This window comes from Litoreibacter meonggei, from assembly GCF_003663885.1.
Classification (GTDB): Bacteria; Pseudomonadota; Alphaproteobacteria; order Rhodobacterales; family Rhodobacteraceae; genus Litoreibacter; species Litoreibacter meonggei.
The window spans coordinates 25,905-51,935 of the sequence record NZ_RCCE01000002.1 but is presented as its reverse complement, the minus strand read 5'-3'; the positions used below and the strand labels follow the sequence as shown (position 1 = coordinate 51,935).

Here is a 26,031-nt window from a genome sequence, read left to right as displayed (position 1 = left end):
AAATGAGCGACGAGAACAAGACCCAAATCCTTGAGGTGCTGCGCAAGGTAGACGGCTTTGCCGATATAGACGACGCTAATGTTGAAATTCAACGCATGGGCGGATTGACCAATCTGGTCTACCGCGTCGTAGCTGACGGCCAAAGTGTTGTGGTCCGTATCCCCGGGCAGGGGACTGAAGATTATATCGACCGCGCCGTTGAAATTCACAACACGCGGGTTGCCGAAGAGGCAGGCGTAGCGCCTGTGGTTCTGTGGGCGGACAGCGCAAGCGGTGTCATGGTCAATGACTGTGTTGACGGCATTGTAACCATGATCCCTGATCTGTTTCAAAGTCGTGCCGGCTCGCCTGCACGGGCGGGAACAGCGTTGCGGAAATTGCACGACGCGCCGCGAGACTTCCAGTTTCGTTTTGAGTTGTTTGCGATGATCGACGACTACCTGTCGGTCCTGTCTGGAAAGGACACCGACCTGCCGGAAGGTTACCACAAGGTCGTATCTGACGCGCAACCGATCAAACAACTGCTTGCGGAGCAGCCCGGAACCTTGGTGCCAAGCCATTGTGATCCGCTATGTGAGAACTTCCTAGATGACGGCACCAGAATGTGGATCGTTGATTTTGAGTACTCCGGCATGAACGACGCGTTATGGGACCTCGGCGATTTGTCGGTCGAGGCCGGGCTGACCGCCGAACAAGATATCGAAATGTTGACTGCCTATTTTAGAGCGCCGCCAACCGATGCGCAGATGGGGCGTATGGTAATCTATAAGGCCATGTGTGATCTGCTCTGGACGCTTTGGGGGCTGATCCAGCATGCCGACGGAAATCCGGCAGAGGATTTCTGGGCGTATTCGGTCGGACGGTTCGAGAGATGCAAATCGTTGATGACCGATCCGGCGTTCGAGCGGCACGTCGCCGCGGTGCGGGGTTAATCCGCGTTAAGCAATGCTAGAAGTTCGGCATGAAGCTTGGGCGTCGATGCCGTGACTACCCGCCCATCCGAGTTGAAATCCAACGTCGCGCCTTGCCAGTCGGTGATGACGCCGCCGGCCTCTTCGATGATTGGAACCATAGCCAGATAGTCGTAGGGCTTCAGGTTGTAATCCACCACAGCGTCAATTTGACCAGACGCAACCAAAGCATGGGGTTGGCAGTCGTAAGAAAGTCGCCGCAGCTTCCCGGCTTTGGTGAGGCGCTCGAAGACCTGCGGCTCGTCCTCATAGATCCCTTCGCCTTCGTTGATAAACAACATGGCTTCACTCAGCTTAGTTTGCTGCGAAACCTTTATGGGCGTGCCATTTCGTGTCGCGCCAGCGCCTTTTGCTGCAGAGTAAACCTGCCCCAGAGCCGGAAGGCGGCAGATGCCTAGAACGGGGTGATTATCCTGCACCATTGCCAACAACATGCCGAACAAGGGAACACCTGCAATGAACGACCGTGTCCCATCAATCGGGTCAACGACCCAGATGGTGTTGCTGTCGAGGCGAAGGTTGTCGAACTCCTCGCCATAGATGCCGTCCAGTGGAAATGCCTCTTCAAGCTGGGCGCGAATGGACTGTTCAGTTTCCTGATCTGCAATGGTGACGGGGCTGGCATCATCTTTTGTATCGATATGCAGCGCACCCTCGAAATGGTCGAGGGCGATCCTGCTCGCTGTTTCAGTAAGTTTGAGCGCCGTTTCAAGGCGCGTCGCCAATGTGTCAGGCATTAGTATGTGTCCTTCTGCTCGCGCTTTATCCAGCTACGACAATTTCTGTCGACCAATCCCGTGCTGCTTTCGCAATGTCCGCGGGCGGTGGTGCGTCAGTGACCAATAACTCGACATCGGACGCAGGCCCAATCGAGATTGGAGCTGTTCGCCCGAACTTGGAGCTGTCGGCGGCGATAATCCGTGTGCTGGCGCGCTCGATAATGGCGCGGGAATAATGGGCTTCTTCGAGATCGAACAACATAAACCCGTTGGTTGCGTTGATAGCGGCGGTCGAAAGTACCGCGAAATCCATGTGGAACGGCTTGATGAAGTCGATGACTTGGGCTCCGAAAATCCCGCCATCATGGGCGCGCAACTCACCGCCGGGCATGAAGACGCGATTGTTGTTATGAGCGGCCAGGGTATGGGCAACCGCGACGGAGTTGGTGACAACCAGCAGTTCTTTATGGGTGCGCAGGGCTTTCGCAATGAAGGCAGTCGTCGATCCAATATCCAAAAACAATGAGCTGCCGTCGCTGATTAGCCCCGCAATATGCGCAGCGATGCGTTGTTTGGGGCGGGGGTTTTCATCCATGCGTTGTGCGAAGCTCAATTCGGTGGAGCTTTGTTTGAGATAAACCCCGCCATGAACCCGCTTTACCAACCCACTTGCCGAGAGCGGTTTGAGATTGCGGCGAACGGTTTCCTCCGACACATCCAACGCCGAGGCGATTGACTGGATTTTCATATTGCCACCTGAGACTGTAATCAGGTCCAAAATTTCCATACCGCGATGCGAAACATGAGGCGGGTCGGCGGGCTTTTGATCTGAAGTCGCTGGCGCGTTCATTCTGTTTGCTTTCATGGAATCGTGTGGATTTTGTATAGAAAGCCACAAAAATCACCAGTGAGCCACATCAAAAACCACATTAATGTGGTTTTGCTATTGATATGTGCTGCGGAGTGTTGAAACTTTGATCTTAAGAACAAACCGAATCCAGCGTTCTAGGGGGGCTCTGGGTCTGCAACTCAAACTAGACAGGGGACTACTATGCGTATTTTCACTTTTGGAGTGGCGGCAGCTGCGGGACTAAGTATCGCGGGGGCGGCACTGGCCGCCGCAGAGTCGCAGGAGCCGATCAAACTGACGATGCACGACTGGACGGGCCAGCTGGTGACAACAACCCTCATGGGTAAGGTTCTGTCCAAGGCGGGTTACAATGTCGAATATGTGCAAGCCGACTACATCGCACAGTTTGCCGGCTTGAAGACTGGCGATCTGCATGTGGCCATGGAGATATGGGAAACCACAGGTCGCGAAGCCATGGACGAAGCAACCGCAACCGGCAAAGTAGTCAACTTGGGTGAGACGGGCATGATCGCCATCGAGGAGTGGTGGTATCCGGCCTATATGGAAGAGGTTTGCCCCGGTCTGCCCGACTGGAAAGCTCTCAACGACTGCGCGGCTGAGTTCGCCACCCCCGAAACCGCACCGATGGGACGCTATTTAGGTGGTCCAGTAACATGGGGTGGCTTTGATGACGAACGTGTCGAAGCGTTGGGCATGGATTTCGAAGTGGTTCATGCCGGTACAGATGCCGCGTTGTTTGCAGAACTTGAAAGCGCCTATCAGCGCAAGGCGCCCATCGTGCTTTGGATTTATGCACCGCACTGGGCTCCGACCAAATATGAAGGCAGCTTCGTGAAATTCCCCGAGTATTCGGCGGAATGCTACGCCGATCCTTCAGTTGGGATGAACACTTCAATGGCCTATGACTGTGGCAAGCCCACGGGCCCGATATGGAAGGTCGCATCCTCCACCGTAGCCGAAACATGGCCCGGCGCTGTCGAGGCTATCAAAGCCTTCACGGTCAACAATGATGATATGGGCGACATGGTCGCGGCAGTTGATCTGGATGGCAAGTCGGTAGACGAAGTGACCGATGCTTGGCTTGCGGCGAACGAGGCGGCTTGGTCAACCTGGATCGCGAACTAAACCATAAAAAATGGGTGGGCCAATGCGCCCATCCAATCCATCTATCCCGCACGATGTCTCCGGATTTTCCGGTCCGATTAGATTGCATCCGAGGATGTTATGCAAAAACCTATCATACTGGACTGCAAGAACGTCTGGAAAATCTACGGCGCGCAGGCGTCGCGTATCCATCGCGAACATGACGGGAACCCCAGCTCTGAGACACTCAAAGACCATGGGTTGATAGGTGCCGTTCGCGCGGTGAATTTGCAAATCCGACAGGGCGAAATCTTCGTCATCATGGGGCTGTCCGGCTCGGGAAAATCCACGCTGGTGCGGTGCCTGTCTCGACTGGTTGAGCCTACGGGCGGGGAAATCTTGTTCGAGGGCAAAGACCTTCTAACGACAAGCGACGCTGAACTGATTGAAATTCGCCGCAAGAAGATGGGGATGGTGTTCCAGCAATTCGCACTGCTTCCGCACCTAACAGTATTAGAGAACACGGCCTTCCCTTTAGAGGTTCAAGGCATCCCGCAAGCTGATCGAGAGGCGCGCGCCCGCGAGGTTATTGAGCTTGTTGGCTTGAAGGGCAGGGAGTCCTACTACCCGCGCCAATTGTCGGGCGGTCAGCAGCAGCGCGTGGGCATCGCGCGCTCCTTGGCGGTGGAGCCGGATCTGTGGTTTTTGGATGAACCCTTCTCGGCGCTTGACCCGCTGATCCGTCGCGAAATGCAGGACGAGTTCTTGCGGCTGCAAAACCTGCTTCACAAAACCATCGTGTTCATCACCCATGATTTTGATGAGGCCATTCGGCTGGCAGATCGGATTGCCGTGATGAAAGACGGCAAAGTCGTTCAGGTTGCCACGCCTGAAGAATTGGTGCTGAACCCCGCCACGGAGTACGTAGAGGAGTTTACGCGTCACGTATCGCGATCAAAGGTTCTCACGGTCGGGGCCGTGATGACACGCGGAGGTGATGACATCAAAACCGCGGGCGATGTGGGCATCGGTCAACGCATCGAAGCGGTTGCGGACATGCTTGAGGCAAGCGAGTTGCCGTTCAAGGTGTTGGATGACGAGGGCAATGCTGTCGGCACAATTGGCAGGCAAGCTGTCATCGACGTGCTTGTCGGTCGGGTGCTTAAAAAATGAACCTTCTGCGCCGCATATTTCTTCAGAAAGCCGCGCTTTTTTGGGTGCCTATTTTTGCGGTGACTTGGGTGCTATCGGCTTATTCCTTTCCTCTCTACAAGGCACTCGGCGCGCGCTGGATTATTAAATACCCCGCCGGTGCCCGTTTGCAGTTGGAGGCCAAAATCAGCGCTTTCATGCAATGGCTGGTCGAGGATGCAAGCTTTGGCCTGTTCAGCTTTCGCGATTTGACGCGATTCATCTCCTCGTTGATCGAAGCCCCCTATACGTTCGCGCGCAACGCGCTGATAGACGGCTTTTCTGTGGGGCTTGGCAGTGACGCAGTGGACGTGGCCCCGTCATTGAGTTGGGTCGCTGTTATCGTCACGCTTGCCGCGATGGGCCATTATGCGCGCGACTGGAAACTCGCCGCGTTGATGGCGGGATGCTTTGGATACCTCGCGGTATTCGGCCAGTGGGACAGCGCCATGGTGACGCTGGCTTCGGTGCTGATTGCCGTGCCAATCGGCGCAATCGGGGGGCTGCTTCTGGGCGTGCTGGCCTACCGCGTGCCCGCGTTCGAGATGTTCATCCGACCCGTTTTGGACCTGATGCAGACCGTTCCGGTCTTCTCCTACCTTGTGCCGATCTTGTTCCTGTTCGGCTTCGGTCCCGTTGCCGCACTGGTCGCAACCATCATCTACGCCATGCCACCCATGGTGCGCGTCACGATTGTCGCCCTGCGCGGCGTGCCGAGCGAGGTCCACGACGTGGGCGTCATGGTCGGCTGCACCAAACGCCAACTGATGTGGAAGGTGATCATCCCCTCGGCTGCACCGACGCTGATGGTGGGGGTCAATCAGGTGATCATGCTGTCACTGAACATGGTCATCATCGCCTCCATGATCGGGGCAGGCGGGCTTGGCTATGACGTCCTGACCGCGCTGCGACGGCTCGACATCGGCGGCGGGATCGAGGCGGGCGTTGCTATTGTGGTCATGGCGATAGCGCTGGACAGGCTTAGTCAGGCCTTTGCGACGCGGGTCGCGGATGAACTGCCGAGCAACACAACTCAGAACTTAGCTGGGCGTCATCCTTGGGCGGTGACTGTTCTGGTTGTGGCTATCGGCACCTTCCTTCTGTCCTACATTCTACCCGCGATCCAAGACTATCCCGAAAGCATGACGCTCTCGACCGGCACCTTTTGGTCGGACGTGATCGGCTACATCAACGTGAATTTCTTCGACACATTCGAGGCCGTCAAAACGGTGTTCCTGACCTATCTGCTCTTGCCGGTGAAGCGCTTCTTCGTGGGCATTCCGTGGGCATGGGGCATCATTGTGATGACGCTGATCGGCTGGCGGGTCGGCGGTATCGGACTTGGGCTTCTCAGCGGTGTTCTGACGGCGTTCATCGCGGCGGTCGGGCTTTGGAACAAAGCCATGGTCACGGTCTATCTGTGCGGTGTCTCGGTGCTGGTGGCATCGGCCATCGGTATCCCGATGGGCATTTTGGCCGCCCAAAACGACAGGGCAAATCGGATCATCGGCTCGTTCATTGACACGCTGCAAACCTTGCCGAGCTTTGTGTACCTGATCCCCGTGGTCATGCTGTTCCGCGTCGGTGATTTCTCGGCAATGGTGGCGGTGGTGCTATATGCGATGGCCCCCGCTGTCCGCTATGCGGCGCATGGCGTGCGCAGTGTCGATCCGCAACTTGTCGAGGCCGGGCTGGTATCCGGCTGCACCCCAAGGCAGTTGCTTTGGCGGATCAAACTGCCCATGGCCTTGCCAGAGCTGCTGCTGGGCCTGAACCAGACTATTTTGCTGGCGCTGTCCATGCTGGTGATCACTGCCTTGGTCGGCACGCGTGACCTAGGGCAGGAGGTCTATATCGCTCTGACCAAAGCCAACACCGGACAAGGTATTGTTGCGGGGCTGTCGGTGGCTTTCATCGCCATCATTGCCGACCGCATCTTGTCCGCTTTCGCCACCAGAGCACGCACTAAAATGGGGATGGCATCATGACCGAAGCTGAGCAAAGAGCCTTGGACAAGGTCTCGAACTTGCCCATCTGGAAAGCCGCGAAGGGGATCGAGTTTCTGGGCGGCGGTATCACCAATTTCAACGTCTCGGTCTGGGATCAGGGCAAGCGCTACGTGGTGCGTGTAGGTGAGGACATCGTCCTGCACCAGATCATGCGCTTTAACGAGCAAGCCGTACATGCAGCGGCACATGCGGCGGGGATCGCGCCAGCTATTGTGCATGCAGAGCCCGGCATCTTGGTGCTGGATTTCGTTGAAGGACGCACATTGGACGAGAAAGCAATACGCCAAGACGCGATGCTAGAGCGGATCGTACCACTGCTCAAAACCTGTCACACCGATGCGGTCCGGTTCCTGCGTGGCCCCATTTTGACATTCTGGGTTTTCCATGTCCTGCGTGACTATGCGGCGACGTTGAAACATGGCCGGTCAAGCTACACCAAAATATTGCCGGACCTGCTGGAAACCGCGGACAAACTGGAGCGATCTGTCGGGCCGGTGCAGATGGTTCTGGGGCACAATGACCTGCTCGCGGCCAATTTCATAGATGATGGAAAACGGTTGTGGTTACTCGATTGGGAATATGGCGGCTTCAACTCCCCGCTGTTCGATCTCGCAGGGCTCGCGTCCAACAATGAACTGCACGAACGGCAAGAGAGCTGGCTGTTGGAAACTTACTTCGAAGCCCCTGTGACCGACCAGCTGCGCAATCGCTATCAGGCGATGAAATGCGCCTCCCTGCTGCGCGAAACCATGTGGAGCATGGTGTCGGAAATCCACTCCGAAATCGACTTCGACTACGCCGACTACACCCGAAAAAACATGTCGCGATTTAATGCCGCGCTCTCTGACTTCAAAGCAATGTGAGGAACACCATGAGCACCTTCCCAACCAGTGCAAAGGCCGTCGTTATCGGGGGCGGTATCGTGGGCTGCTCCACGGCGTATCATCTGGCAAAACTTGGCTGGACTGATGTCGTCTTGCTGGAGCGGCAGAAACTGACCTCCGGCACGACCTTTCATGCGGCGGGTCTTGTTGGACAACTGCGGTCCAACGCCAATATCACGCAATTGCTGGGCTATTCAGTTGATCTCTACAACACGTTGGAGAAGGAGACCGGCCAAGCAACCGGTTGGAAAATGAATGGCGGCCTGCGTCTTGCGTGTAACGAGGAACGCTGGACCGAGGTCAAGCGGCAGGCTACGACCGCACACTCGTTCGGTCTGGAGATGCAGTTGCTCACACCAACAGAAGCCCTAGATTTATGGCCTTTGATGAACGTCGATGATGTGGTCGGCGCGGCTTACATGCCGACCGATGGTCAAGCCAACCCGTCCGACATAACGCTATCACTGGCCAAAGGCGCCCGCATGGCTGGAGCGCGCATTTTCGAAGATACGAAAGTCACCAAGATCGAGCTTGAAGACGGTGTGATCAAAGGCGTGATGACGGAAACGGGCTTCATCGAATGCGAAAAGGTCATTCTGTGCGGCGGCCAATGGACCCGCGATTTCGCGGCGACCGTTGGGGTGAATGTGCCGCTGGTTCCGATGGAGCACCAGTATATGGTCACGGAACAGATCGACGGCGTGACGTCAGACCTGCCCACACTGCGCGACCCGGACCGGTTGACCTACTACAAAGAAGAGGTAGGTGGATTGGTCATGGGCGGCTACGAGCCGAACCCGATTCCGTGGGCGCTCAAAGGTATCCCGAAGGGGTTCCACTACACGTTGCTGGACTCCAATTTCGACCATTTCGAGCAGATTGTGGAGCTGGCATTGGGCCGAGTGCCAGCCTTGCAGACCGCTGGCATCAAGCAACTGGTGAACGGGCCGGAAAGCTTCACGCCGGACGGGAACTTCATTCTGGGCGAAGCGCCTGAGTTGAAGAATTTCTACGTCGGTGCAGGCTTCAACGCCTATGGCATCGCCGCTGGTGGCGGGGCAGGGATGGCGCTAGCGGAATGGGTTGCCAAGGGCGAGCCACCGTTCGATTTGTGGCCCGTGGATATCCGCCGCTTTGGTCGCCCGCATTTCGACACTGACTGGGTCCGCACCCGTACTGTAGAGGCATATGGCAAACACTACACGATGGCATGGCCGTTCGAGGAGCACAGCTCTGGCAGGCCATGCCGGAAGTCACCGTTGTACGAGACGCTGAAAGGCAAAGGGGCCTGCTTTGGCGAGAAGCTGGGATGGGAGCGACCAAACTGGTTCGCACCAGCCGGGATGGAGCCGAAGGACGTCTATAGCTTCGGGCGGCAGAACTGGTTCGACATTGTTGGCGAAGAGCACAAAGCTGGGCGCGAAGCTGCGGTTTTGTTCGACCAAACGTCATTCGCCAAGTTCGTCCTCAAAGGGCCGGACGCAGAAGCAGCGCTCAGCTGGATTGCGGCCAATGACGTGCAAAAGCCGGTAGGCTCATTGGTCTACACGCAAATGCTCAATGACCGTGGTGGTATCGAGTGCGACCTGACCACAGTGCGAATGGCACGCGACGAGTATTACATCGTCACCGGCACCGGCTTCGCGACCCATGATTTCGAGTGGATATCGCGCAACATCCCTGACGGCATGAACGTGCAACTGGTCGATGTGACGTCCGCATATGCGGTCTTGTCGCTGATGGGGCCAAAAGCGCGCGACATTCTTGAAAAGGTCACCAACGCGGACATCTCCAATGAAGAGTTCAAGTTCGGCACGGCGAAAACCATCGGCATCGCCGGATGCCCAGTGAACGCATTGCGGGTCACCTATGTGGGGGAGTTGGGCTGGGAGCTTCACCTACCGGTGGAATATGCCACTACCGTTTACACCGCATTGGCAGAAGCAGGTGCGGAGTTCGGGTTGCGAGACGCGGGATACCGCACAATTGAGAGTATGCGTCTGGAAAAAGGCTACCGCGCATGGGGGGCTGATATCGGCCCCGACCACACGCCCGCCGAGGCAGGATTGGCGTGGGCGATGAAATTGAAAAAGAACATTGACTTCAAAGGGCGCAAAGCAGCCGAGGCGCAGCGCGACAACGGGGTGAAGAAGATACTCGCAGGCTTCACTGCGGCCCCTGATATTGTGCTGTCCGGGCGAGAAACCATCTACCGGAACGGCAAGCGGGTCGGGTGGCTGAGCAGCGGCGGGTTTGGCTACACGCTTAACAAATCAATCGGCTACGGCTATGTTCGCTCGGATGAAGTCATCGACGCGAACTATGTGATGGATGGCGACTACGAGTTGGAGGTCGCGACCGAGCGAGTGCCCTGCACGGTCCATATGGCACCGCTGTATGATCCAAAAATGGAGCGTGTGAAGGCCTAAGGCGAAGTTGGCGGCGCATGTCTCGCCGCCAACGCCATTTAACGTGGCGGCTAGAGAATGGCCTCAAACAACGCTTTGGTATTCGCAGCTGTCATCTCGACCGGATTGCCGCCCGTGCTCGGGTCGCGTAATGCGGCGTCGGTCAACAGGTCTAAGTCAGGGTTTTTGACGCCCAGCTCCGTCAGTGTTTTCGGGATCGACATGGAGGCATTCAGCTCATCCACATAGGCGCAGAAACCGCCAAACCCGCCAGCGATTCCAAGATAGGCAGCGGCCATATCAAACCGCGCGGCGATCACGTCTTTGTTGAATTGCAGGACCGCTGGCATGCACACCGCGTTGGTGGTGCCGTGATGGGTGTGATGGACCGCGCCAATCGGGTGGCTCAGCGCGTGAATGGCGCCCAAACCTTTTTGGAAGCCCGTGGCCCCCATGGCGGCAGCGGACATCATATGGGCGCGGGCCTCAAGGTCGGTCGGGGTGGCATAGGCGCGGGGCAGGTACTCTTTGACCAGCCGCATACCTTCCAGCGCAATCCCTTGGCTCATCGGGTGGTAATGCGGGCTGCTATAAGCTTCGACGCAATGGGCGAAGGCGTCCAAGCCGGTGCCTGCGGTGATAAACTTGGGCATGCCGACGGTCAGTTCCGGGTCGCAGATCACCACGGCGGGCAGCATTTTGGGGTGGAAAATGATCTTCTTCTCATGGGTGTCCGAGTTGGTAATCACACTCGCGCGGCCCACTTCGGAGCCGGTGCCAGCCGTGGTAGGCACAGCCACGATGGGCGCGATCTTGTCGGGGTCAGCGCGGGTCCACCAGTCGCCGACATCCTCGAAGTCCCACAGCGGGCGGGACTGGCCTGCCCAAAACGCGATGACCTTCGCCAGATCAAGGCCAGAACCGCCGCCAAACGCTACGACGCCATCATACCCGCCCTCGCGGTAGACTGCGACGCCAGCTTCGGCGTTCTTGTCCGTGGGGTTCGGGTCGACTTCGGAAAACAGCCCGCGCCCCAAGCCTGCCGCCTCCAGATGGTCGAGCGTTCGCGTGGTGATCTCCATCGACGCCAGCCCCTTATCCGTCACCAACAAAGGCTTGGACATGCCAGCGGATTTGCACGCGTCAGCGATTTCCGAAATGCGCCCTGCGCCAAAACGGATAGCGGTCGGGTAGGACCAGTTGCCAGTCAGGTTCATCTTAGTGTGCCTTCTTCAGATGGTAGGATTTTGGACGTGTCAGGTTGTGGTAGCCAATGACCGACAAGCCGCCGCCGCGTCCAGTATTCTTGCACCCCGTCCAGCACAAGGCCGGATCAAGGTAGTCGGCGCGGTTCATGAACACCGTGCCCGTCTCTATCTGGTCGCCGACCCTTTGGGCGCGATCAATGTCTTTTGTCCAAAGTGATGCGGTCAGGCCGAACTCGCTGTCATTCATCAGCGCAATCGCTTCCGCGTCGTCTTTGACCTTCATGATGCCCACAACCGGCCCAAAGCTTTCCTCCCGCATCACACGCATGTCATGGGTCACATCGGTCAGGATTTGCGGGGTGAGATATGCGCCGCCGTCATCCTCTGCGAAGGTCTCGATATGCGCCTTTGCACCGCCAGAGATTGCTTCCGCGATCTGTCCGCGCACCTCGTTTGCGAAGCGTGTATGTGCCATTGGTCCGATGGTGGTATCCGGGTCCAGCGGGTTTCCAAGTTTGTAACCGTTCACGATAGCGACGGCCTTCTCCACGAACTGGTCGTAGAGGGTCTCCACCACATAAATTCGCTCGATCCCGCAGCAACACTGGCCGGAGTTGAACATCGCCCCGTCGATCAATGTATCCACCGCTGCATCCAGATCGGCGTCCTCCATCACATAGCCCGGATCCTTGCCGCCAAGTTCCAGCCCGACGCCGGTGAAGGTGCCCGCCGCCGCACGCTCCATGGCCTGACCGCCACCGACAGAGCCGGTGAAGTTGACGAAATCAAAGCAGCGCGTGCTAATTAGATGGGACGTTGTGTCGTGATCAACGAAGATGCTTTGGAACACCTCGTTCGGGACGCCCGCTTGATGGAAGGCAGCCGCCATACGCTCGCCCACCAACAAGGTCTGGGTCGAGTGCTTCAGCACCACCGTGTTCCCCGCAATCAGGGCAGGGGCCACGGTGTTGATGGCGGTCATGTAGGGGTAGTTCCACGGGGCCACGACCAAAACGACGCCGTGTGGCACACGGCGGATGTAGCGGTGGAAGTCACCGTCGTTGGAGACCTCGATGTTTGCCAAAGCACCCTGCGCGATCTCGGCCATGTGGCTGGCGCGCTCGTTAAAGCCGCCGAACTCGCCGCCGTAACGGATCGGGCGGCCCATTTGATGGGCCAGCTCTGGCACGATTTCGTCGTTCATCGCGCCCACGGCAGCGACGCCTGCCATCACCAGATCAATGCGGTCTTGCAAGGGGCGTGCGGCCCAAGCGGGTTGGGCGTTGCGTGCGGTGTGGGCGACAGCCTCAGCTTTGGCAACGCTCAAGATAGGGCGTTCAGCGAAAACCGATCCGTCAATCGGAGAGATGCATTTTAAAGTTTTGGTCACAGGTGGTCCCCTCAGGCTTTCTCAAATCCGCGCGCGATTTCGTAATCGGTGACAACGCGCTCAAAATCTTCCTGCTCCACTTCGGCGCAGCGTTGGTAGTGATCCACAACCACATCCCCAAGAGCCGCACGCAGCATGTCGGAGCCTTTCAGCGTCACCATCGCGTCGCGCAAGTTGGCGGGTATTTGCTTGGCACCTGTGTCCTCATAAGCATCACCGGTCAACGCAGGTTGCAGGTCCAGCTTTTCCTCGATGCCCGCTATCCCTGCGGCCAATTGCGTAGCCATGGCCAAGTATGGATTTAGGTCGGACCCGCCCACACGGCACTCTACGCGCACGGCTTTGGTGTTTTCGCCACATAGCCTGAAGCCTGCGGTGCGGTTGTCGATGGACCACACTGTGCCGGTCGGCGCGAAGGTGCCTTTCTGGAACCGCTTGTAGCTGTTTACATATGGCGCGAGAAAATAGGTCACGTCCGGCGCATACTTGATCAACCCAGCCATGTAGTGACGCATCAGATCGGACATCCCGTGCTTGGCGTCAGGGTCATAGAACGCAGACTTTCCGTCCTTCCAGAGCGACTGGTGAATATGGCTGGACGAGCCGACGCGGTCTTGGTGCCATTTGGGCAAAAACGACGCCGCATGACCGTTTTGCCAAGCGATTTCCTTGATGGCGTGCTTTGCAATCGTGTGATGATCGGCGCAGTTCAACGGTGCGTCGTATTTAATGTTCAGCTCTTCTTGCCCCGCTTCGGCCTCGCCCTTTGTGTTCTCGATCGGGATACCCGCGGCATAGAGGTGATTGCGAATGGGCCGCATCACATGCTCTTCCTTGGTGGTCTGGAAGATATGGTAGTCCTCGTTGTAGCCGCTGATCGGGGTCAGGTCGCGAAAGCCGCCTTTGCGGATTTCATCATAGCTTTTCTCGAACAGGAAAAACTCCAACTCGGTCGCCATCGCTGCACTAAACCCAAGCGCGTCCAACCGCGCGAGCTGCTTCTTCAGAACAGCGCGTGGTGAGTGCGGGACAGCCTCATGCGTATGGTGATCCAGAACATCGCACAGGACCATCGCCGTCCCTTCAAGCCACGGCACCGGGCGTAGGGTCTCCAAGTCCGGCTTCATCACATAGTCGCCATAGCCCGATTGCCAGCTGGTGGAGGCATAGCCGTCCGGCGTCGCCATCTCCAGATCGGTCGCCAACAGGTAGTTGCAGCAATGGGTTTCCTCATAGGCGCTGTCGACAAAGTGCTGGGCCAAAAAGCGTTTGCCCATCAAGCGCCCTTGCATATCGACCAGACAGACAAGGATCGTGTCAATCTCTCCCGCATGGACTTGTTTTTTGAGCGCGTCGAAGGTCAGTTTTTCAGGCATCAGATACATCCGGTTTGGCTAAGGGAGGGTGGAGGTCCAGACTGGTCACAGCCTGGGAAATACTTCGGGAGAGGAGGGCGAAGATGTCTGACAGTCCGTCATCCGTCGCCAGTAGGTCGTTTCGAATTTCGATCATCACATAAGGCATGGGGTCGTTAGTCAGATGCTTTTCAATACTGTGAAGTACGCCATCCTCGGGTCCATACGGCTCGTTTGCGCGGGTGTCGTAAGGCGCATGTTCGATCGCTTCCATCATGGCGCGCGCTAAACGATCATCTTGCCCGTGCAATAGACCTATTTCAACGTCGCGTGCCTTTCCGTGAAACACCGGAGTAAAGCTGTGCACGGTTATCAAAACAGGCGTGCGGCCAGCGCTTCGGTGTCGGTTTAGTGTTTCAGTGACAGCCACATGGAACGGCTCGTAAATCTCGCGGGTGCGCGTTTGACGCTCCGCCTTGGTGATCTTTGCGTTCCCGGGGATTGCGCAAACTTCTGTATCAGCGGGCATCGCACTCGGCGCGTCAGGTGGGCGGTTGCAGTCATAGACAAGACGCGAGAACCGAGCCTCTATGAGAGGGGCGTCAAAGGCATCGCTCAGTTTTCTGGCTAGGATGGCCGCGCCGGGGTCCCACGCCACGTGGGTATCAAGTTGGCTGACAGTGAGACCAAGGTTTTTCAGCAGCGTCGGCACGCAATTTGACGCATGCTCACAAACTACAACAATCGGGCTTGTCCCATCTTCGTTGTGAATTCCAAAGGCGGGTCCGTCAGCTTCAACCAACAGCGATAGATCAGTCATTCCGTCACCATGATTTTGCTGCCTGCCGTGACAAAGGCGTCGTGAATGTCCGTGGGTGGCAGCGCGTCGCAGACCAGCCGATCAATCGTGGGCAAAGGGCAAACCTCAAACGATGCTAGCGTGTCGAACTTGGAGGCGTCAGCAAGAACGGTCACTTCGTTTGACTGCTCGATCATCACGCGCGCCACTTGTGCTTCGTCAAAGTTATAATCCATCGCACCAGTTCGCGCATCCATTGCGCCTACCGTCAAGACAGCGTGATGGGCCCTGAACGTACGGATCTGCGTGGTTACCATTGCGCCAAGGGTCTGGCTGTTATCTGCGTGGAACTCTCCACCTAGCAGGAAAATCCGGTTGCCACTGTTTCCCTTGCTGATGGTGCGCGCGATCTCGGTCGAGTTTGTTACAATTGTAAGTCCGGTCGACTTCGCAAGCTCTTCGGCGAGAAACAGGGTGGTTGAGCCTGTGTCCAACAGCAGCGTCTCACCGGGTTTGAACAGGCCAACAGCGGCTTTGGCGATTTTCATCTTTGCGTCGACATTCTCAGACATGCGCTGCTGAAAATGCCCTTCGCCCAAAACGCGGGGCAGGGTGGCGCCACCGTGAACTTTTTGGATTTTACCATCGTCAGACAGCTGTGACAGGTCGCGCCGCACGGTTTCACGCGACGCCTCAAGAAGCAGAGCCAGCTCTTCGACCGAGACCTCTTCCCGCTTTCGGACCAGTTCGATCAGCTTGGTTTGTCGCTTGTGCTTCTTCATTCTTTCCCGACTGCATTGACTAACACGGTCATCAAATCTACAAAAATGGTCATCAAACGGTCAATAATCGGTCACGGATTGTCAATAGAATATCAGCAATCAAAAGCGCTTTCTGAGCAAATGTTAGACCATGCGCAGTATGATGTCGTGGTGATTGGCGCTGGAGTTGTGGGCTGCGCCATCGCGCGCCGTTTTACTCTGGAAGGCGCGCGCGTTGCGGTGTTGGAAAAGGCCACTGATATTCTCGACGGTGCGAGTAAGGCCAATAGCGCAATCCTTCACACGGGCTTTGACGCCCCCAACGGATCCCTAGAACTCCAATGCGTGCGGGCTGGGTATGCTGAATATCAAAGCATCCGTGATGGGCTAGGTTTAGTGCAGGATCATGCTAGCGCGTATGTTGTTGCGTGGACGCCCGAAGAGCTTCGCGGTCTGGAAAGTATTCAGCGCAAGGCCCACCAAAACGGTATTACGGATGTTCAACTTGTCGACGCAGCGACGTTGCGGAAAAGCGAACCGAACCTGAGCGCAAACGCTCTTGGTGCCGCTTTCGTGCCGGGTGAAAGTCTCATTGATCCATGGTCCGCACCATATGTCTACTTGCGTCAGGCTATTGAAAACGGGGCGAAGGTATTCACCTCCTGCGGTGTCACCGGGGGTGAATTTGATGGTGAGAGGTGGTGTATCGACACGTCCATGGGGCAAATACGTGGTCGCACGGTGATCAATTGTGCGGGCTTATATGGTGATGCTGTCGATCAAACCTTGTTGGGTGAGGTCGATTTTCAGATCAAGCCACGCAAAGGTCAATTCGTGGTGTTCGACAAGGCTGCAAGTAAGTTGGTCTCTGCGATTATTCTGCCGGTCCCGAGTGAGACGACCAAAGGGATCGTCGTGTTTCGTACTGTGTTCGGAAACTTGGCAGTAGGCCCTACCGCAGAGGAGCAACACAGCCGCACCGATGCCTCCACTGACGAAGCAACTCTGAAAGCCCTGATCGCGGATGGGGTCGCGAAAATACCTGCGTTGAAGGACATGCCTGTGACTGCAACCTATGCGGGACTGCGTCCGGCATCAGAGCAAAAAGACTACCGCATCAGCTCTAAGCCAGAGCAAAACTGGGTCACGGTTGGTGGCATCCGGTCAACCGGCCTAAGCGGCGCGTTGGGCATCGCGCAGCATGTCTATGGGTTATATGCCGCCATGGGCGCTTCGCATGAAAGGCTGTCTGATCCGGTACGTCCACAGGCCAACATGTTGTCGGAAACGGGCCCGCGCGACTGGAAACGTGAACAATGCGGCGAGGTCGTGTGCCATTGCGAACTCGTCACAAGGCGCGAAATAGCGGTCGCTTTGAGCGGCCCGTTACCTGCCCGCTCTTTGGCGGGACTAAAACGACAAACGCGTGCGACGATGGGCCGATGTCAGGGATTCTACTGCGCCGCTCGTTTGGCAGAGCTAACTGACGGCTGCTTTGACAGGCCAATGGCGCGGAGCATTACCGATGAGTGATGGGCGGCATATGGATGTTGCCATCATCGGCGGTGGCCCCGCTGGACTTGCTGCCGCAACCGCGCTGAAATCTGCGGGCGTCGAGAGGGTCGTTGTATTGGAACGCGAAGCAGAGGCGGGCGGCATTCCTCGCCACTGTGGGCATCCGCCTTTCGGACTCCGTGAATTCAGGCGGATCATGAAAGGCTCGACATATGCAGCTAGATTGGTCGCAGCTGCCAAGCGCGCAGGAGTTGAAATCAGAACTCTTACAACGGTTGTTGAAGCGCACGAAGGCGGTCGTTTGTTGCTGGCAACGCCGGAGGGTATGTCAGAGCTAACCGCGAAGCGGGTGATCCTCGCCACCGGAGTTCGCGAAACTCCGCGCTCCGCAAGGCTTGTATCAGGTGCCCGTGTCTCGGGCGTGATGAACACCGGGGCCTTGCAATCTATGGTCTATCTGAAAAAACGCCGACCTTTTAAGCGTCCGGTCATCATCGGCAGCGAGTTAGTGGCCTTTTCCGCCATTCTAACATGCCGCCACGCGGGAATTCGTCCCGTCGCGATGATCGAAGCCAATAAGGGCGTCACCGCGCGTTGGCCAAGTGCCGTGTTTCCAACGCTTATGGGCGTCGCGTTGATGACCGATACACAGCTGGTGGAAATTATCGGCGACGCAGACGTTGAAGCGGTGATGCTCAAAGGTCCGGATGGTACTCAAAGGCGTTTGGACTGTGACGGTGTTATTCTAAGCGGACAGTTTACGCCGGAGGCTGCGCTGGCGCGATGCGGGCATCTGGTGGTTGATCCAGCAACGGGCGGACCACGAGTGGACCAATGGGGGCGGACATCTGATCGCGCCTATTTCGCGACAGGGAATTTGTTGCGCCCGGTCGAGACAGCAGGCTGGAGCTGGGCAGAGGGGCGGCGCGCAGGACATTGGGTAGCTCAAGATCTAGCGGGACAGTTGCCAGAACCTGATCCTTCTGCAAGGGTCTCGGTTAGCGACAGTCGCTTGCGATACGTCATGCCTCAAAACATTGTTTTATCGAGCAAAGTCGGTGGCATGAATGATGTACAGCTCCGTGTAGGCCAAAATGTCGACGGCGAATTGATTGCCGAATGTAATGGTAAAAAAGTTTGGGGCCGTAGATTGCGCACCGGTCCTGAAAGACGCGTACTTGTGCAAACGCGTGAACTTGCGGCAGCCTGCGAAGAAGGAGACATAGAATTCAAAATCTCGGAGCCGACCGATTGACTGTTGATCCAATGCGTATGAACATCACTCGGTCTGGGTTGCCGTAGTGAAGCGCTTCAATCGAAACTCGAGACGCATTGGCAGACCACACGACGAGTTACAAAAGTGACATCAAAAGCCCCGAATATAAGAGGGCAGATATTTTGCAAAAGGCGCGACATAGTGTTGTGCTGATACTATTCCAGGAGGGAATAACCTTATGAAAGATACTCAAAACACTTTAAGCCGCCGCGCGGTCCTTAAGTCGGGTGCTGTTGCGGGTCTGGCCGCTTTGGCGACGCCTGCTTTGGTGTCTAAGGCGCTAGCGACGTCCGGTGAGATGACATTGATGGATTGGTCCGACTACTGGCCCGAGGACATGCTGGCGAAGTTCACGGCCGAGACCGGTATCAAAGTGAATTATATCGGCATTGGTTCCAACGAGGAGCTGATCAACAAGATGAAGGCCTCGCAAGGCTCAGGCGCCGACTTGATCGGCCCAACCAACAACCGCTCGCTGCAATGGGGCCCGTTGGAACTGTTGCAACCCTTCGATATGAGCCGCATCCCAATTGATGCCGCAAACCCTGCTATGGCCAAAATCGGCCCTGATGCGTGGGACTTCGGCGGCGCGGGCAACACTTGGATTCCGCACATCTGGGGTACAGAAGGCATGTCTTGGCGCGTCGACAAGTGGTCGCCTGCTGATGCGTCCGGCGTTCCAAGCTATGGCGAAATCTGGTCGGAAGAGAACGCGGGCAAAACCATGATCCGTGCGCATTCCGGCATGCTGTGTGCAGGTCTCTACATGGAAGCGTCCGGCGCTATGGATCCGGGCTCTGTTTGGGCGGCTTACGAGTCCGAGGAAAACATGCGCAAGACTTGGGGCATGATCGCGGATTGGTGCATTGAGCGTAAAAAGAACCTCAAACTGATCTGGAACGACGCGGATACGCAGAAAAACGGTCTGCTGAACGACGGTGTCGTGGTCGGTCAGACTTGGGACGGCCCACCGCTGGCGCTGAAAACTGCAGGCGAGCCTGTGACCTATCAAGCCCCTAAAGAAGGCGCGATGGCTTGGGTTGACGGTTTGGCAATGCCTAAAGGTGCGAAGAATCTCGATCAAGCTTATGAATTGATCAAGTTTGCCTTTGATCCGAAAAACGCGGGTCCTGCGATCGACAAGCACGGCTACAACTCCCCGATCCTCGGGGCGGATAAGTTGGCTGGCGACGCTTATTCTAAGAACTTTGCGGAAGCCTATCCGGGTGAAGCGTTGGGTAACCTCAACGCGTGGCCTGCAGAGGCACCTTGGTACGCCGACGTGCGCACCGAGTTTGTGAATAAGTTCCAAAGCGCATAAGCGTTAGGTGATTTGGTCCGGCTGCATCTCTGATGTGGCCGGACTATCTGGGGAATTCCCCGATCAAGAGTTCGGTACAGGGCTCAAAGCAAAATTAAAACGGGGAATGACTACATGAGTTCTGGTGTAGCGGTTGATCTTGAGAATATCACGATCAGATTCGGCGACTTTACCGCGGTAAGAGATGCAAATGTCAGCATCAATGGCGGCGATTTTTTCTCTTTCCTTGGACCATCGGGCTGCGGGAAAACGACTATTCTGCGTGCTGTGTCGGGGTTCCTAGAGCCAAGTGAAGGCCGCGTTTTGATCGGCGGCAATGACATGGCAGGCATCGGTCCAAACAAGCGCCCCACGGCTTTGATCTTCCAGAACCTTGCGCTTTTCCCGTTGATGAAGGTTTGGGAAAATATTTCCTTCTCGATGGAGGTCGCAGGCGCCAGTGCTGCTGAGCGCCGCAAGCGCGCTGATGAATTGCTCGATATGATTGCCCTCGGCGGACAGGGCGACAAGCTGCCCAGCGAGCTGTCTGGAGGCCAAAAACAACGGGTGGCCATTGCCCGCGCGCTGTGTGCGAACCCCGATGTGTTGCTGTTGGACGAACCGTTGTCCGCGCTCGATTTGAAGCTGCGCCAGCACATGCGCACCGAGCTGCGTGAAATTCAAAAACGTGTTGGCATCACCTTCATCTACATTACCCATGATCAGGGCGAGGCTCTGACCATGTCCGACAACGTTGCCGTCATGAAGGCGGGCGTGATTGATCAGATCGACACGGGTCACAATATCTACGACGATCCGTCGACACCGTTTGTGGCGTCATTTGTAGGCGAAAACAATGTGTTCCGTGGTAAAGTTAAGTCGATCAGCGGCAATGAAGCGGTGGTCACTACGAACCGATCCGGCGACTTGCTGTCGCGCATCACTCCGGCGCAGGTCGGTAATCTTAAAGTCGGCGACGACGCCATGATGTTCATCCGCCCCGAGGCATTGGAATTAGCCCCAACCGACGCTGACAGCAAAACGACGATCACAGCCAACGTCATAAATGAAGAGTTCGAGGGGAATTCTTTCAGCGTCTTCCTGGAGGGCGATGGCGGCAAGATGATCAAGATGTCGGTGCCAAATCTGGGGCAGGATCATATCTCTGCACGGGGCGAAAACCTGTCGCTGCGTTATGACGCGTCAAACGCCGTTACCATGCCCGCGGGCGAACTGGCGTCGGAATAGAAGCCGATGAAAAAGAAAATGATCTTCTCGGATTTCTTCAAAAACAATGGCGTCGTCATGGGCACCTTGCTGATCGGGTTGGTGTCCTTTTGGCTGATCTTCCTGATCATCCTGCCGCAACTGTCGATGCTGGACTATTCCTTCCGGTTTAACCTGCCACCGGCTGAAGTGGGCGGCCCGAAAGATGTCTACACGCTGAGCAATTATGAACATCTGATCTACGGCTCGGATAGCACGCATCAAACCTACAACACCGTCGACCTCAAGGTGTTTGTGCGCACGATCATCGCGGCGATGCTGGTCACGATCTTCAACATCTTCTTATGCTACCCGCTGGCCTATTTCTTGGGGCAATCCAAGGGGTCAGGCTTTGTGCGGTTGCTGGTTGTGCTGCTGATTATCCCGTATTGGATCAACGAAATCCTGCGCGCTTTTGCGCTTAGAATTATCTTTGGTGACAGCGGCTTGCTCAACGAAGCTCTCATGTTCTTGCATCTGACGAGCGAGCCGATTGACTTCATCCGACAGGACATCGCCCTCTATGCGGGGCTTGGATATGCCTACATCCTGTTGATGCTATTCCCGATGTATAACGTGATTGAAAGCCTTGATCGCAACCAGATCGAGGCGGCGCGCGACATGGGGGCCAGCTGGGTCCACATCCACCGTCGCATCGTCATCCCCCACGCCAAGCCCGGCATCGTATCCGGTGCGACGATGGTGTTTATGCTGTCGGCGGGCGCGCTGGCGGCACCACAAATTCTGGGCGGACCAAGTAGCTTGTGGTTCACGCAGCTGGTTTATCAGTGGTTCAACGACTCGCTGAATTGGCAGCAGGGTGCGGCTTACGCGATCGTGTTGTTGGCCTCCACGATCATTATCGTTCTGACGGTGATGAAGATATTTAAGGTCAACATGGGGGACATCGGCAAATGAGTTCCGCCAACCTTATCCGCGTCGCCCTTGGTGCCTATCTACTGATCTTCTTTAGCTACCTTCTGGGCCCGCTGGTGGTGATGAGCCTTACGGCGTTCAACTCTTCCAGTTTCCCCACGGTGTCGCCGTGGGCCTGCTTCTCGTACGAATGGTTCGACGTCCTGTTCAACGACAAGCACATCCGCGACGGCATTTACTACAGCATCGTCATCGGCATCGGCACGGTGATCTTGTCGGTCTCCATGGGGCTAGCGGCGTCCATCGTTCTGACGCAGGTCTGGCCCAAGCTGCGTTCGACCTATTACACGATGATCATCGCCCCGATCCTCATTCCCGGCGTGGTCTTGGGCATCTCGACTTTGGTGTTCTGGGATCGGGCAGGGGCGTTCTTTGGGGCCACTGATGGCTCCTTCCTGTACGGGCTATTTCACAACGGGATTTTCCTAACCATCCTTGGGCAATCGTCCTTCATCGCGTCCTATGCGATGCTGGTCTTCGTGGCCCGTTTGCAGCGCTTCGACACCGACCTCACCGAGGCCGCATTGGACCTGGGCGCAACACACACACAAGCTTTCCGCAAGATCCTGCTGCCGTTTATGCGTCCGGCTATCGCATCGGCGTCCGTGCTGGCATTCCTTGCGTCGTTCGAGAACTACAACACAACCACATTCACCATCATCGACTACAAAACACTGACCACGGTGCTGGCGCAAAAGGTGCGGTTGGGGATCAACCCGTCGATCTCGTCCTTGGCGTTCATAATCATCGTTCTGACGATCTTCGCAGCACTGGCCTTTGAAGCCGCAAACCGCAACAAAGAGCACAAGCTGGCGGTCAAGAAAGGCAAAGCAAGCGAGCGAAAATCTGGTATCTTGCCAAGCTTCATGACGGGAAATCCGGCCGCGATTCTGCTCGTGCTTCTTGCCTTTGTGGTGATTGTGATGGTGGGCACCGCGCAAAAATACAGCCCAGAGACGTGCAAAATCGAAGTGCGCGAGGCCAAGCAGATTGCAATTCAGCAGCGCATTGAGCAGCTCAAGGAAGCGCGCCGCCTCAAAGATGAAGCCAAGGCTGCGACCCAGTCTGACGCTCCGGCTGCGCCCACCACAGCTGCGCCTAAAAATAGCGGAGCTTTTGGGAACGTGTTTGCGCCGACCAATTTGTCTGATGAGGACGACGCAGCACCCAAAGCTGCGCCAAAGGACGGAAATGGTGCGTTCGGGAATGTGTTTGATCCGAATAATCTGAACAGCGAGTAGGGGGCGCTCGCCGTCCGCCTACAGCCTGCGGAGCCCGAACTCGCGGATAAGGCCCGTAAGCAACGTACTCGCCTGTTGGCGGTGCGCGCGATGCAACGACCGTGCGCTTTGGGCGTCACGGTTCTCAATCGCAAATAGCACCGCACGGTGGTCCTCGTTCGACTGAACCGGTAGTGGGCGCAGCGGCAGTGTCATCATCCGCGCGCGCCGCACTTGGTCGGTGTAACGCGCAACAATTTCAGCCACCCGCGCATTGCCGCCCAAGCGCACCAGCTCGGTGTGGAACCGGTCATCCGCACTGGCCCAAGCGTCGCGGTCTTGGTTCGAGAGTGCGGTGTCCATGTTGTCGATACAGACCTGCGCGATGCGGAGGTCGTCCGCAGTATAACTTTTCTCAGCTGCGCGCGCTGCGGCAAGGCTTTCCAGCTCACACAACACATCATAAATTTCGGCCATGTCTTCGGCGGAGATGGGCAATATGCGAACTCCGCGCCGTGGTTGCACCTCCACCAAACCTTGCGCCTGCATCGTCAACGCAGCTTCGCGCACGGGGGTTCGCGACATGCCCAGTTGGTCCGCCAAATCGGCTTCGTAATGGTTGGAGTCGGGTGATAGTTCGCCCGTGAACACCATCTCGCGCAGCCGTATTAACGCCTGATTTGTTTGGGATGCGGCCATGGCTACAGCTCCACCCGTGCGCCGATCTCGGAGGACCGATAGATCGCCTCCTCGACTTCTCGCACAAAGAGATAGTCCGCCGCTTCGTTCTCAAACGGCTGACCGTCTTTGAGCCCGGTCACCACATGTTTTTGTAACGCAAACACACAGTCACCGCCGAAACCCGACCAGTCGCGGGCAGGGAGGATGGCGACGTTTTCGGTCTGCCCGAACCGGCGCAAGTGTAATGCTCCGTCACCCGAGAGCGCCAAAGCGCCTTCAGTCCCCTCGAACAACCCTTCGCCAAAGGTCAGGCGGTGGTTTTCGGCGGCGTGGTCTAGAAGACGATTACCGTCGAACAAGGCCCGCCTTCCTTCAGGGAATTCAAACAGGATGTGACCTGCATCTTCGCCAGAAATGATGGGATTCATGCGCCTTAGATCAGCATAGACGGCTGTGGGTTGCCCGAATAAAAAGCGGAAAGCATCTACCCAATGTACTGCGGTTTCATGGACCAGTAGTCGCGGCATTGTCTGAAAATAGGGTTGTCGGTCCAGATAGGCATCCGGCCCTTGGCCATCCCCTGTCCGCAGCCTGAACGTCAGCTGCATTGGTGTTCCGATCTCGCCCTCGTCGATGAGCAACTTGGCAGCTCGATACCACGGCTGAAAGCGAAAATTTTCATGGATTATCAGGGGAATACCAGCCGAAGCTGCCAGCTCTGTCGCCTGTCGCGCTTCGTCTAGTGACGTGCAAAACGGTTTCTGACAGATGATAGCCTTAACGCCCGCCTTGATACCTGCGTAGATGGCCGCCGCATGGGTAGGTGGCGGAGTGATAATGTCCAGAATGTCAGGGCACACCGTGTCGAGCATGTCACCCAAATCGGTAAATGCCACGGCACCTGTAGAGGCGGCTTTCTCCAAATTATGATCGCACGCCCCCACAAGATCGACATCTGTCATTCGCCGCCAGGCGTCATAGTGGAACTGCGCGAAGTAGCCCGCGCCAAGGCAGGCGGCTTTCATGCCAGACGCGCCGCAATCGCCGCAGCGGCCTCCGCAGTGCTGGCCACTCCACCAAGATCACGTGTCACGCCTGCGCGGTCTGCAATCGCGGCTTCCACCGCTTCGCGCAACCGCACACCATCTGCGGCCATCTCTTCGTTTTCGTGGGTCACACCCAGCCAATCAAGCATCATGGCCGCTGACAAAATCATCGCAAACGGGTTGGCGATACCTTGTCCCGCGATATCAGGTGCGGAGCCATGACAGGGCTGGAACACCGCATGATCATCGCCAATATCCGCCGATGGGGCGAGGCCAAGTCCGCCCATCAACCCCGCGCCAAGATCGGACAGGATGTCGCCAAACATGTTCTCGGTGACCATCACGTCGAACACCCATGGTTTTTCGACCATCCACAAGGCTGTTGCATCAACATAAGCGTAATCGGACGTCATATCGGGGTGCCGCGCGGCCTCCTCGTCGAAAATCTTGCGGAAGAAAGCGAAGGCCGCAAACACATTGGCCTTGTCGACGCAGGTGACGCGTCCGCTGCCACGGCCCGCCGCTTTGCGCGCCTCTGCCAGCGAGAAAGCGAAACGAAACAGCTTTTCTGACGTTTCACGGGTGATCTTTAGCGTTTCATAGGCTTCGGCATCATTGCGTACGTCTCGCGTCCCTTGGGAATGGAACAACCCTTCGGTGCTTTCGCGGATCAAAACAAAATCGACCGCTTGCCCGTCTTTCAACGCCAGTGGCGTTGGTTGGCCCGGCACAATGCGCACTGGGCGCACACCTGCATACAGGTTCAGTTCCTTGCGAATTTCGATCTGTGGAGAAATTTCTGTGCCATCCGGGTAGCGTACAGAGGGCAGGCCCATGGCCGACAACAAGATTGCGTCAGCAGTGCGCGCAGTGGCCAGAGAAGGCGCAGGAAGACTTTCGCCATGTGCCGCGTAGTGAGCCGCGCCAGCGGGGACGGTGTTGAAAACAAAACTGTAAGATTGCGACTGCGCGGCCATACCTTCCAGCAATTCAACGGTCGGACGCATGATTTCAGGGCCGATGCCGTCACCGTTGAAAACGGCAATCTTGAAAGTTTTTGTCATTGTTGTGGATTTCCAGTTTTATGAATGGACGTCTCGCCCCTTAATAACGTATGCGTTAATGTATGCAATAACCAAAAG

At 56.7% G+C, this 26,031-nt stretch carries 22 protein-coding genes; 12 read left to right on the top strand and 10 right to left on the bottom strand.

Features of this window, described 5'->3' with window-relative positions; translation table 11 throughout:
* The first annotated feature begins 2 nt into the window (after positions 1-2).
* Entirely contained in the window at positions 3-932 is a 930-nt protein-coding gene (locus BCF46_RS04985) for a choline/ethanolamine kinase family protein (RefSeq protein WP_121022394.1), read from the top strand.
* Here the strand turns inward: BCF46_RS04985 and BCF46_RS04980 are convergent.
* Both BCF46_RS04980 and BCF46_RS04975 read right to left on the bottom strand, forming a co-directional pair.
* The gene (locus BCF46_RS04980; protein WP_121022392.1) at positions 929-1,708 is read right to left on the bottom strand and encodes an inositol monophosphatase family protein; all 780 of its coding nucleotides are present in this window, start codon (positions 1,706-1,708) and stop codon (positions 929-931) included. The genes BCF46_RS04985 and BCF46_RS04980 overlap by 4 nt on opposite strands.
* Before the next feature lie 25 nt (positions 1,709-1,733).
* Complete coding sequence (locus tag BCF46_RS04975) at positions 1,734-2,555, bottom strand: DeoR/GlpR family DNA-binding transcription regulator (RefSeq protein ID WP_245989837.1); 822 nt, start codon at positions 2,553-2,555, stop codon at positions 1,734-1,736.
* Between the two features lie 186 nt (positions 2,556-2,741).
* On the opposite strand from BCF46_RS04975, the gene BCF46_RS04970 reads away from it, so the two are divergent.
* From BCF46_RS04970 to BCF46_RS04950, 5 genes are all read left to right on the top strand, one after another.
* Positions 2,742-3,686: an ABC transporter substrate-binding protein gene (locus tag BCF46_RS04970; protein WP_121022390.1), complete on the top strand. Its 945-nt coding sequence runs from the start codon at positions 2,742-2,744 to the stop codon at positions 3,684-3,686.
* Positions 3,687-3,785: 99 nt separating this feature from the next.
* Complete coding sequence (locus tag BCF46_RS04965) at positions 3,786-4,817, top strand: quaternary amine ABC transporter ATP-binding protein (protein WP_121022388.1); 1,032 nt, start codon at positions 3,786-3,788, stop codon at positions 4,815-4,817.
* Entirely contained in the window at positions 4,814-6,823 is a 2,010-nt protein-coding gene (locus BCF46_RS04960) for an ABC transporter permease (RefSeq protein ID WP_121022386.1), read from the top strand. Before BCF46_RS04965 ends, BCF46_RS04960 begins: the two co-directional genes overlap by 4 nt.
* Positions 6,820-7,707: a choline/ethanolamine kinase family protein gene (locus BCF46_RS04955; protein WP_121022384.1), complete on the top strand. Its 888-nt coding sequence runs from the start codon at positions 6,820-6,822 to the stop codon at positions 7,705-7,707. The genes BCF46_RS04960 and BCF46_RS04955 overlap by 4 nt, the downstream gene beginning before the upstream one ends.
* A gap of 8 nt (positions 7,708-7,715) precedes the next feature.
* Positions 7,716-10,157, top strand: a complete 2,442-nt coding sequence (locus BCF46_RS04950; RefSeq protein ID WP_121022382.1) for a GcvT family protein — start codon at positions 7,716-7,718, stop codon at positions 10,155-10,157.
* Between the two features lie 50 nt (positions 10,158-10,207).
* Here the strand turns inward: BCF46_RS04950 and BCF46_RS04945 are convergent, their stop codons facing one another.
* Genes BCF46_RS04945 through BCF46_RS04925 form a run of 5 tightly spaced genes read right to left on the bottom strand, consistent with a single transcriptional unit; the run spans position 10,208 to position 15,670 of the window.
* Positions 10,208-11,353 carry an iron-containing alcohol dehydrogenase gene (locus BCF46_RS04945; RefSeq protein ID WP_121022381.1) on the bottom strand — a complete coding sequence of 382 codons (1,146 nt, stop codon included), beginning with the start codon at positions 11,351-11,353 and terminating at the stop codon, positions 10,208-10,210.
* A 1-nt stretch (position 11,354) separates the two neighbouring features.
* A complete protein-coding gene (locus tag BCF46_RS04940; protein WP_121022378.1) occupies positions 11,355-12,734 on the bottom strand; it encodes an aldehyde dehydrogenase family protein in 1,380 nt (459 codons plus the stop codon).
* An 11-nt stretch (positions 12,735-12,745) separates the two neighbouring features.
* On the bottom strand, positions 12,746-14,110 hold the full coding sequence (locus BCF46_RS04935) for a glutamine synthetase family protein (protein WP_121022376.1): 1,365 nt from the start codon (positions 14,108-14,110) through the stop codon (positions 12,746-12,748).
* On the bottom strand, positions 14,103-14,909 hold the full coding sequence (locus BCF46_RS04930) for an N-formylglutamate amidohydrolase (RefSeq protein WP_121022374.1): 807 nt from the start codon (positions 14,907-14,909) through the stop codon (positions 14,103-14,105). Before BCF46_RS04930 ends, BCF46_RS04935 begins: the two co-directional genes overlap by 8 nt.
* Positions 14,906-15,670 (bottom strand): DeoR/GlpR family DNA-binding transcription regulator, encoded by a 765-nt coding sequence (locus BCF46_RS04925; protein ID WP_121022372.1) that lies wholly within the window; start codon positions 15,668-15,670, stop codon positions 14,906-14,908. Before BCF46_RS04925 ends, BCF46_RS04930 begins: the two co-directional genes overlap by 4 nt.
* Positions 15,671-15,790: 120 nt before the next feature.
* On the opposite strand from BCF46_RS04925, the gene BCF46_RS04920 reads away from it, so the two are divergent.
* The 6 genes from BCF46_RS04920 (at position 15,791) to BCF46_RS04895 (ending at position 23,183) form a co-directional block, all read left to right on the top strand.
* A complete protein-coding gene (locus tag BCF46_RS04920) occupies positions 15,791-17,182 on the top strand; it encodes an NAD(P)/FAD-dependent oxidoreductase (protein WP_121023250.1) in 1,392 nt (463 codons plus the stop codon).
* Positions 17,175-18,419, top strand: a complete 1,245-nt coding sequence (locus tag BCF46_RS04915; protein ID WP_211332775.1) for an NAD(P)/FAD-dependent oxidoreductase — start codon at positions 17,175-17,177, stop codon at positions 18,417-18,419. Before BCF46_RS04920 ends, BCF46_RS04915 begins: the two co-directional genes overlap by 8 nt.
* 199 nt (positions 18,420-18,618) lie before the next feature.
* The gene (locus BCF46_RS04910) at positions 18,619-19,761 is read left to right on the top strand and encodes an extracellular solute-binding protein (protein WP_121022369.1); all 1,143 of its coding nucleotides are present in this window, start codon (positions 18,619-18,621) and stop codon (positions 19,759-19,761) included.
* Between the two features lie 114 nt (positions 19,762-19,875).
* Positions 19,876-20,988 carry an ABC transporter ATP-binding protein gene (locus BCF46_RS04905; RefSeq protein WP_121022367.1) on the top strand — a complete coding sequence of 371 codons (1,113 nt, stop codon included), beginning with the start codon at positions 19,876-19,878 and terminating at the stop codon, positions 20,986-20,988.
* A gap of 6 nt (positions 20,989-20,994) precedes the next feature.
* Positions 20,995-21,924, top strand: a complete 930-nt coding sequence (locus tag BCF46_RS04900) for an ABC transporter permease (RefSeq protein WP_245989835.1) — start codon at positions 20,995-20,997, stop codon at positions 21,922-21,924.
* On the top strand, positions 21,921-23,183 hold the full coding sequence (locus BCF46_RS04895) for an ABC transporter permease (protein ID WP_121022363.1): 1,263 nt from the start codon (positions 21,921-21,923) through the stop codon (positions 23,181-23,183). The genes BCF46_RS04900 and BCF46_RS04895 overlap by 4 nt, the downstream gene beginning before the upstream one ends.
* 18 nt (positions 23,184-23,201) lie before the next feature.
* Here BCF46_RS04895 and BCF46_RS04890 read toward each other — a convergent pair whose 3' ends face one another.
* The 3 genes from BCF46_RS04890 to BCF46_RS04880 are packed head-to-tail and all read right to left on the bottom strand — an operon-like array spanning position 23,202 to position 25,953.
* The gene (locus BCF46_RS04890) at positions 23,202-23,861 is read right to left on the bottom strand and encodes a GntR family transcriptional regulator (protein WP_121022361.1); all 660 of its coding nucleotides are present in this window, start codon (positions 23,859-23,861) and stop codon (positions 23,202-23,204) included.
* A 2-nt stretch (positions 23,862-23,863) separates the two neighbouring features.
* Positions 23,864-24,868 carry a Gfo/Idh/MocA family protein gene (locus BCF46_RS04885; RefSeq protein WP_121022359.1) on the bottom strand — a complete coding sequence of 335 codons (1,005 nt, stop codon included), beginning with the start codon at positions 24,866-24,868 and terminating at the stop codon, positions 23,864-23,866.
* Entirely contained in the window at positions 24,865-25,953 is a 1,089-nt protein-coding gene (locus tag BCF46_RS04880; protein ID WP_121022357.1) for an isocitrate/isopropylmalate dehydrogenase family protein, read from the bottom strand. Before BCF46_RS04880 ends, BCF46_RS04885 begins: the two co-directional genes overlap by 4 nt.
* Positions 25,954-26,031 lie beyond the last annotated feature (78 nt).

Coding starts and splice junctions, on each gene's coding strand:
- BCF46_RS04910 (WP_121022369.1), top strand. CDS start 18,619: ATGAAAGATACTCAAAACACTTTAAGCCGCCGCGCGGTCCTTAAGTCG.
- BCF46_RS04920 (WP_121023250.1), top strand. CDS start 15,791: ATGTTAGACCATGCGCAGTATGATGTCGTGGTGATTGGCGCTGGAGTT.
- BCF46_RS04880 (WP_121022357.1), bottom strand. CDS start 25,953: ATGACAAAAACTTTCAAGATTGCCGTTTTCAACGGTGACGGCATCGGC.
- BCF46_RS04935 (WP_121022376.1), bottom strand. CDS start 14,110: ATGCCTGAAAAACTGACCTTCGACGCGCTCAAAAAACAAGTCCATGCG.
- BCF46_RS04915 (WP_211332775.1), top strand. CDS start 17,175: ATGAGTGATGGGCGGCATATGGATGTTGCCATCATCGGCGGTGGCCCC.
- BCF46_RS04955 (WP_121022384.1), top strand. CDS start 6,820: ATGACCGAAGCTGAGCAAAGAGCCTTGGACAAGGTCTCGAACTTGCCC.
- BCF46_RS04900 (WP_245989835.1), top strand. CDS start 20,995: ATGAAAAAGAAAATGATCTTCTCGGATTTCTTCAAAAACAATGGCGTC.
- BCF46_RS04980 (WP_121022392.1), bottom strand. CDS start 1,708: ATGCCTGACACATTGGCGACGCGCCTTGAAACGGCGCTCAAACTTACT.
- BCF46_RS04885 (WP_121022359.1), bottom strand. CDS start 24,868: ATGAAAGCCGCCTGCCTTGGCGCGGGCTACTTCGCGCAGTTCCACTAT.
- BCF46_RS04985 (WP_121022394.1), top strand. CDS start 3: ATGAGCGACGAGAACAAGACCCAAATCCTTGAGGTGCTGCGCAAGGTA.
- BCF46_RS04965 (WP_121022388.1), top strand. CDS start 3,786: ATGCAAAAACCTATCATACTGGACTGCAAGAACGTCTGGAAAATCTAC.
- BCF46_RS04945 (WP_121022381.1), bottom strand. CDS start 11,353: ATGAACCTGACTGGCAACTGGTCCTACCCGACCGCTATCCGTTTTGGC.
- BCF46_RS04970 (WP_121022390.1), top strand. CDS start 2,742: ATGCGTATTTTCACTTTTGGAGTGGCGGCAGCTGCGGGACTAAGTATC.
- BCF46_RS04890 (WP_121022361.1), bottom strand. CDS start 23,861: ATGGCCGCATCCCAAACAAATCAGGCGTTAATACGGCTGCGCGAGATG.
- BCF46_RS04975 (WP_245989837.1), bottom strand. CDS start 2,555: ATGAAAGCAAACAGAATGAACGCGCCAGCGACTTCAGATCAAAAGCCC.
- BCF46_RS04950 (WP_121022382.1), top strand. CDS start 7,716: ATGAGCACCTTCCCAACCAGTGCAAAGGCCGTCGTTATCGGGGGCGGT.
- BCF46_RS04960 (WP_121022386.1), top strand. CDS start 4,814: ATGAACCTTCTGCGCCGCATATTTCTTCAGAAAGCCGCGCTTTTTTGG.
- BCF46_RS04930 (WP_121022374.1), bottom strand. CDS start 14,909: ATGACTGATCTATCGCTGTTGGTTGAAGCTGACGGACCCGCCTTTGGA.
- BCF46_RS04925 (WP_121022372.1), bottom strand. CDS start 15,670: ATGAAGAAGCACAAGCGACAAACCAAGCTGATCGAACTGGTCCGAAAG.
- BCF46_RS04905 (WP_121022367.1), top strand. CDS start 19,876: ATGAGTTCTGGTGTAGCGGTTGATCTTGAGAATATCACGATCAGATTC.
- BCF46_RS04895 (WP_121022363.1), top strand. CDS start 21,921: ATGAGTTCCGCCAACCTTATCCGCGTCGCCCTTGGTGCCTATCTACTG.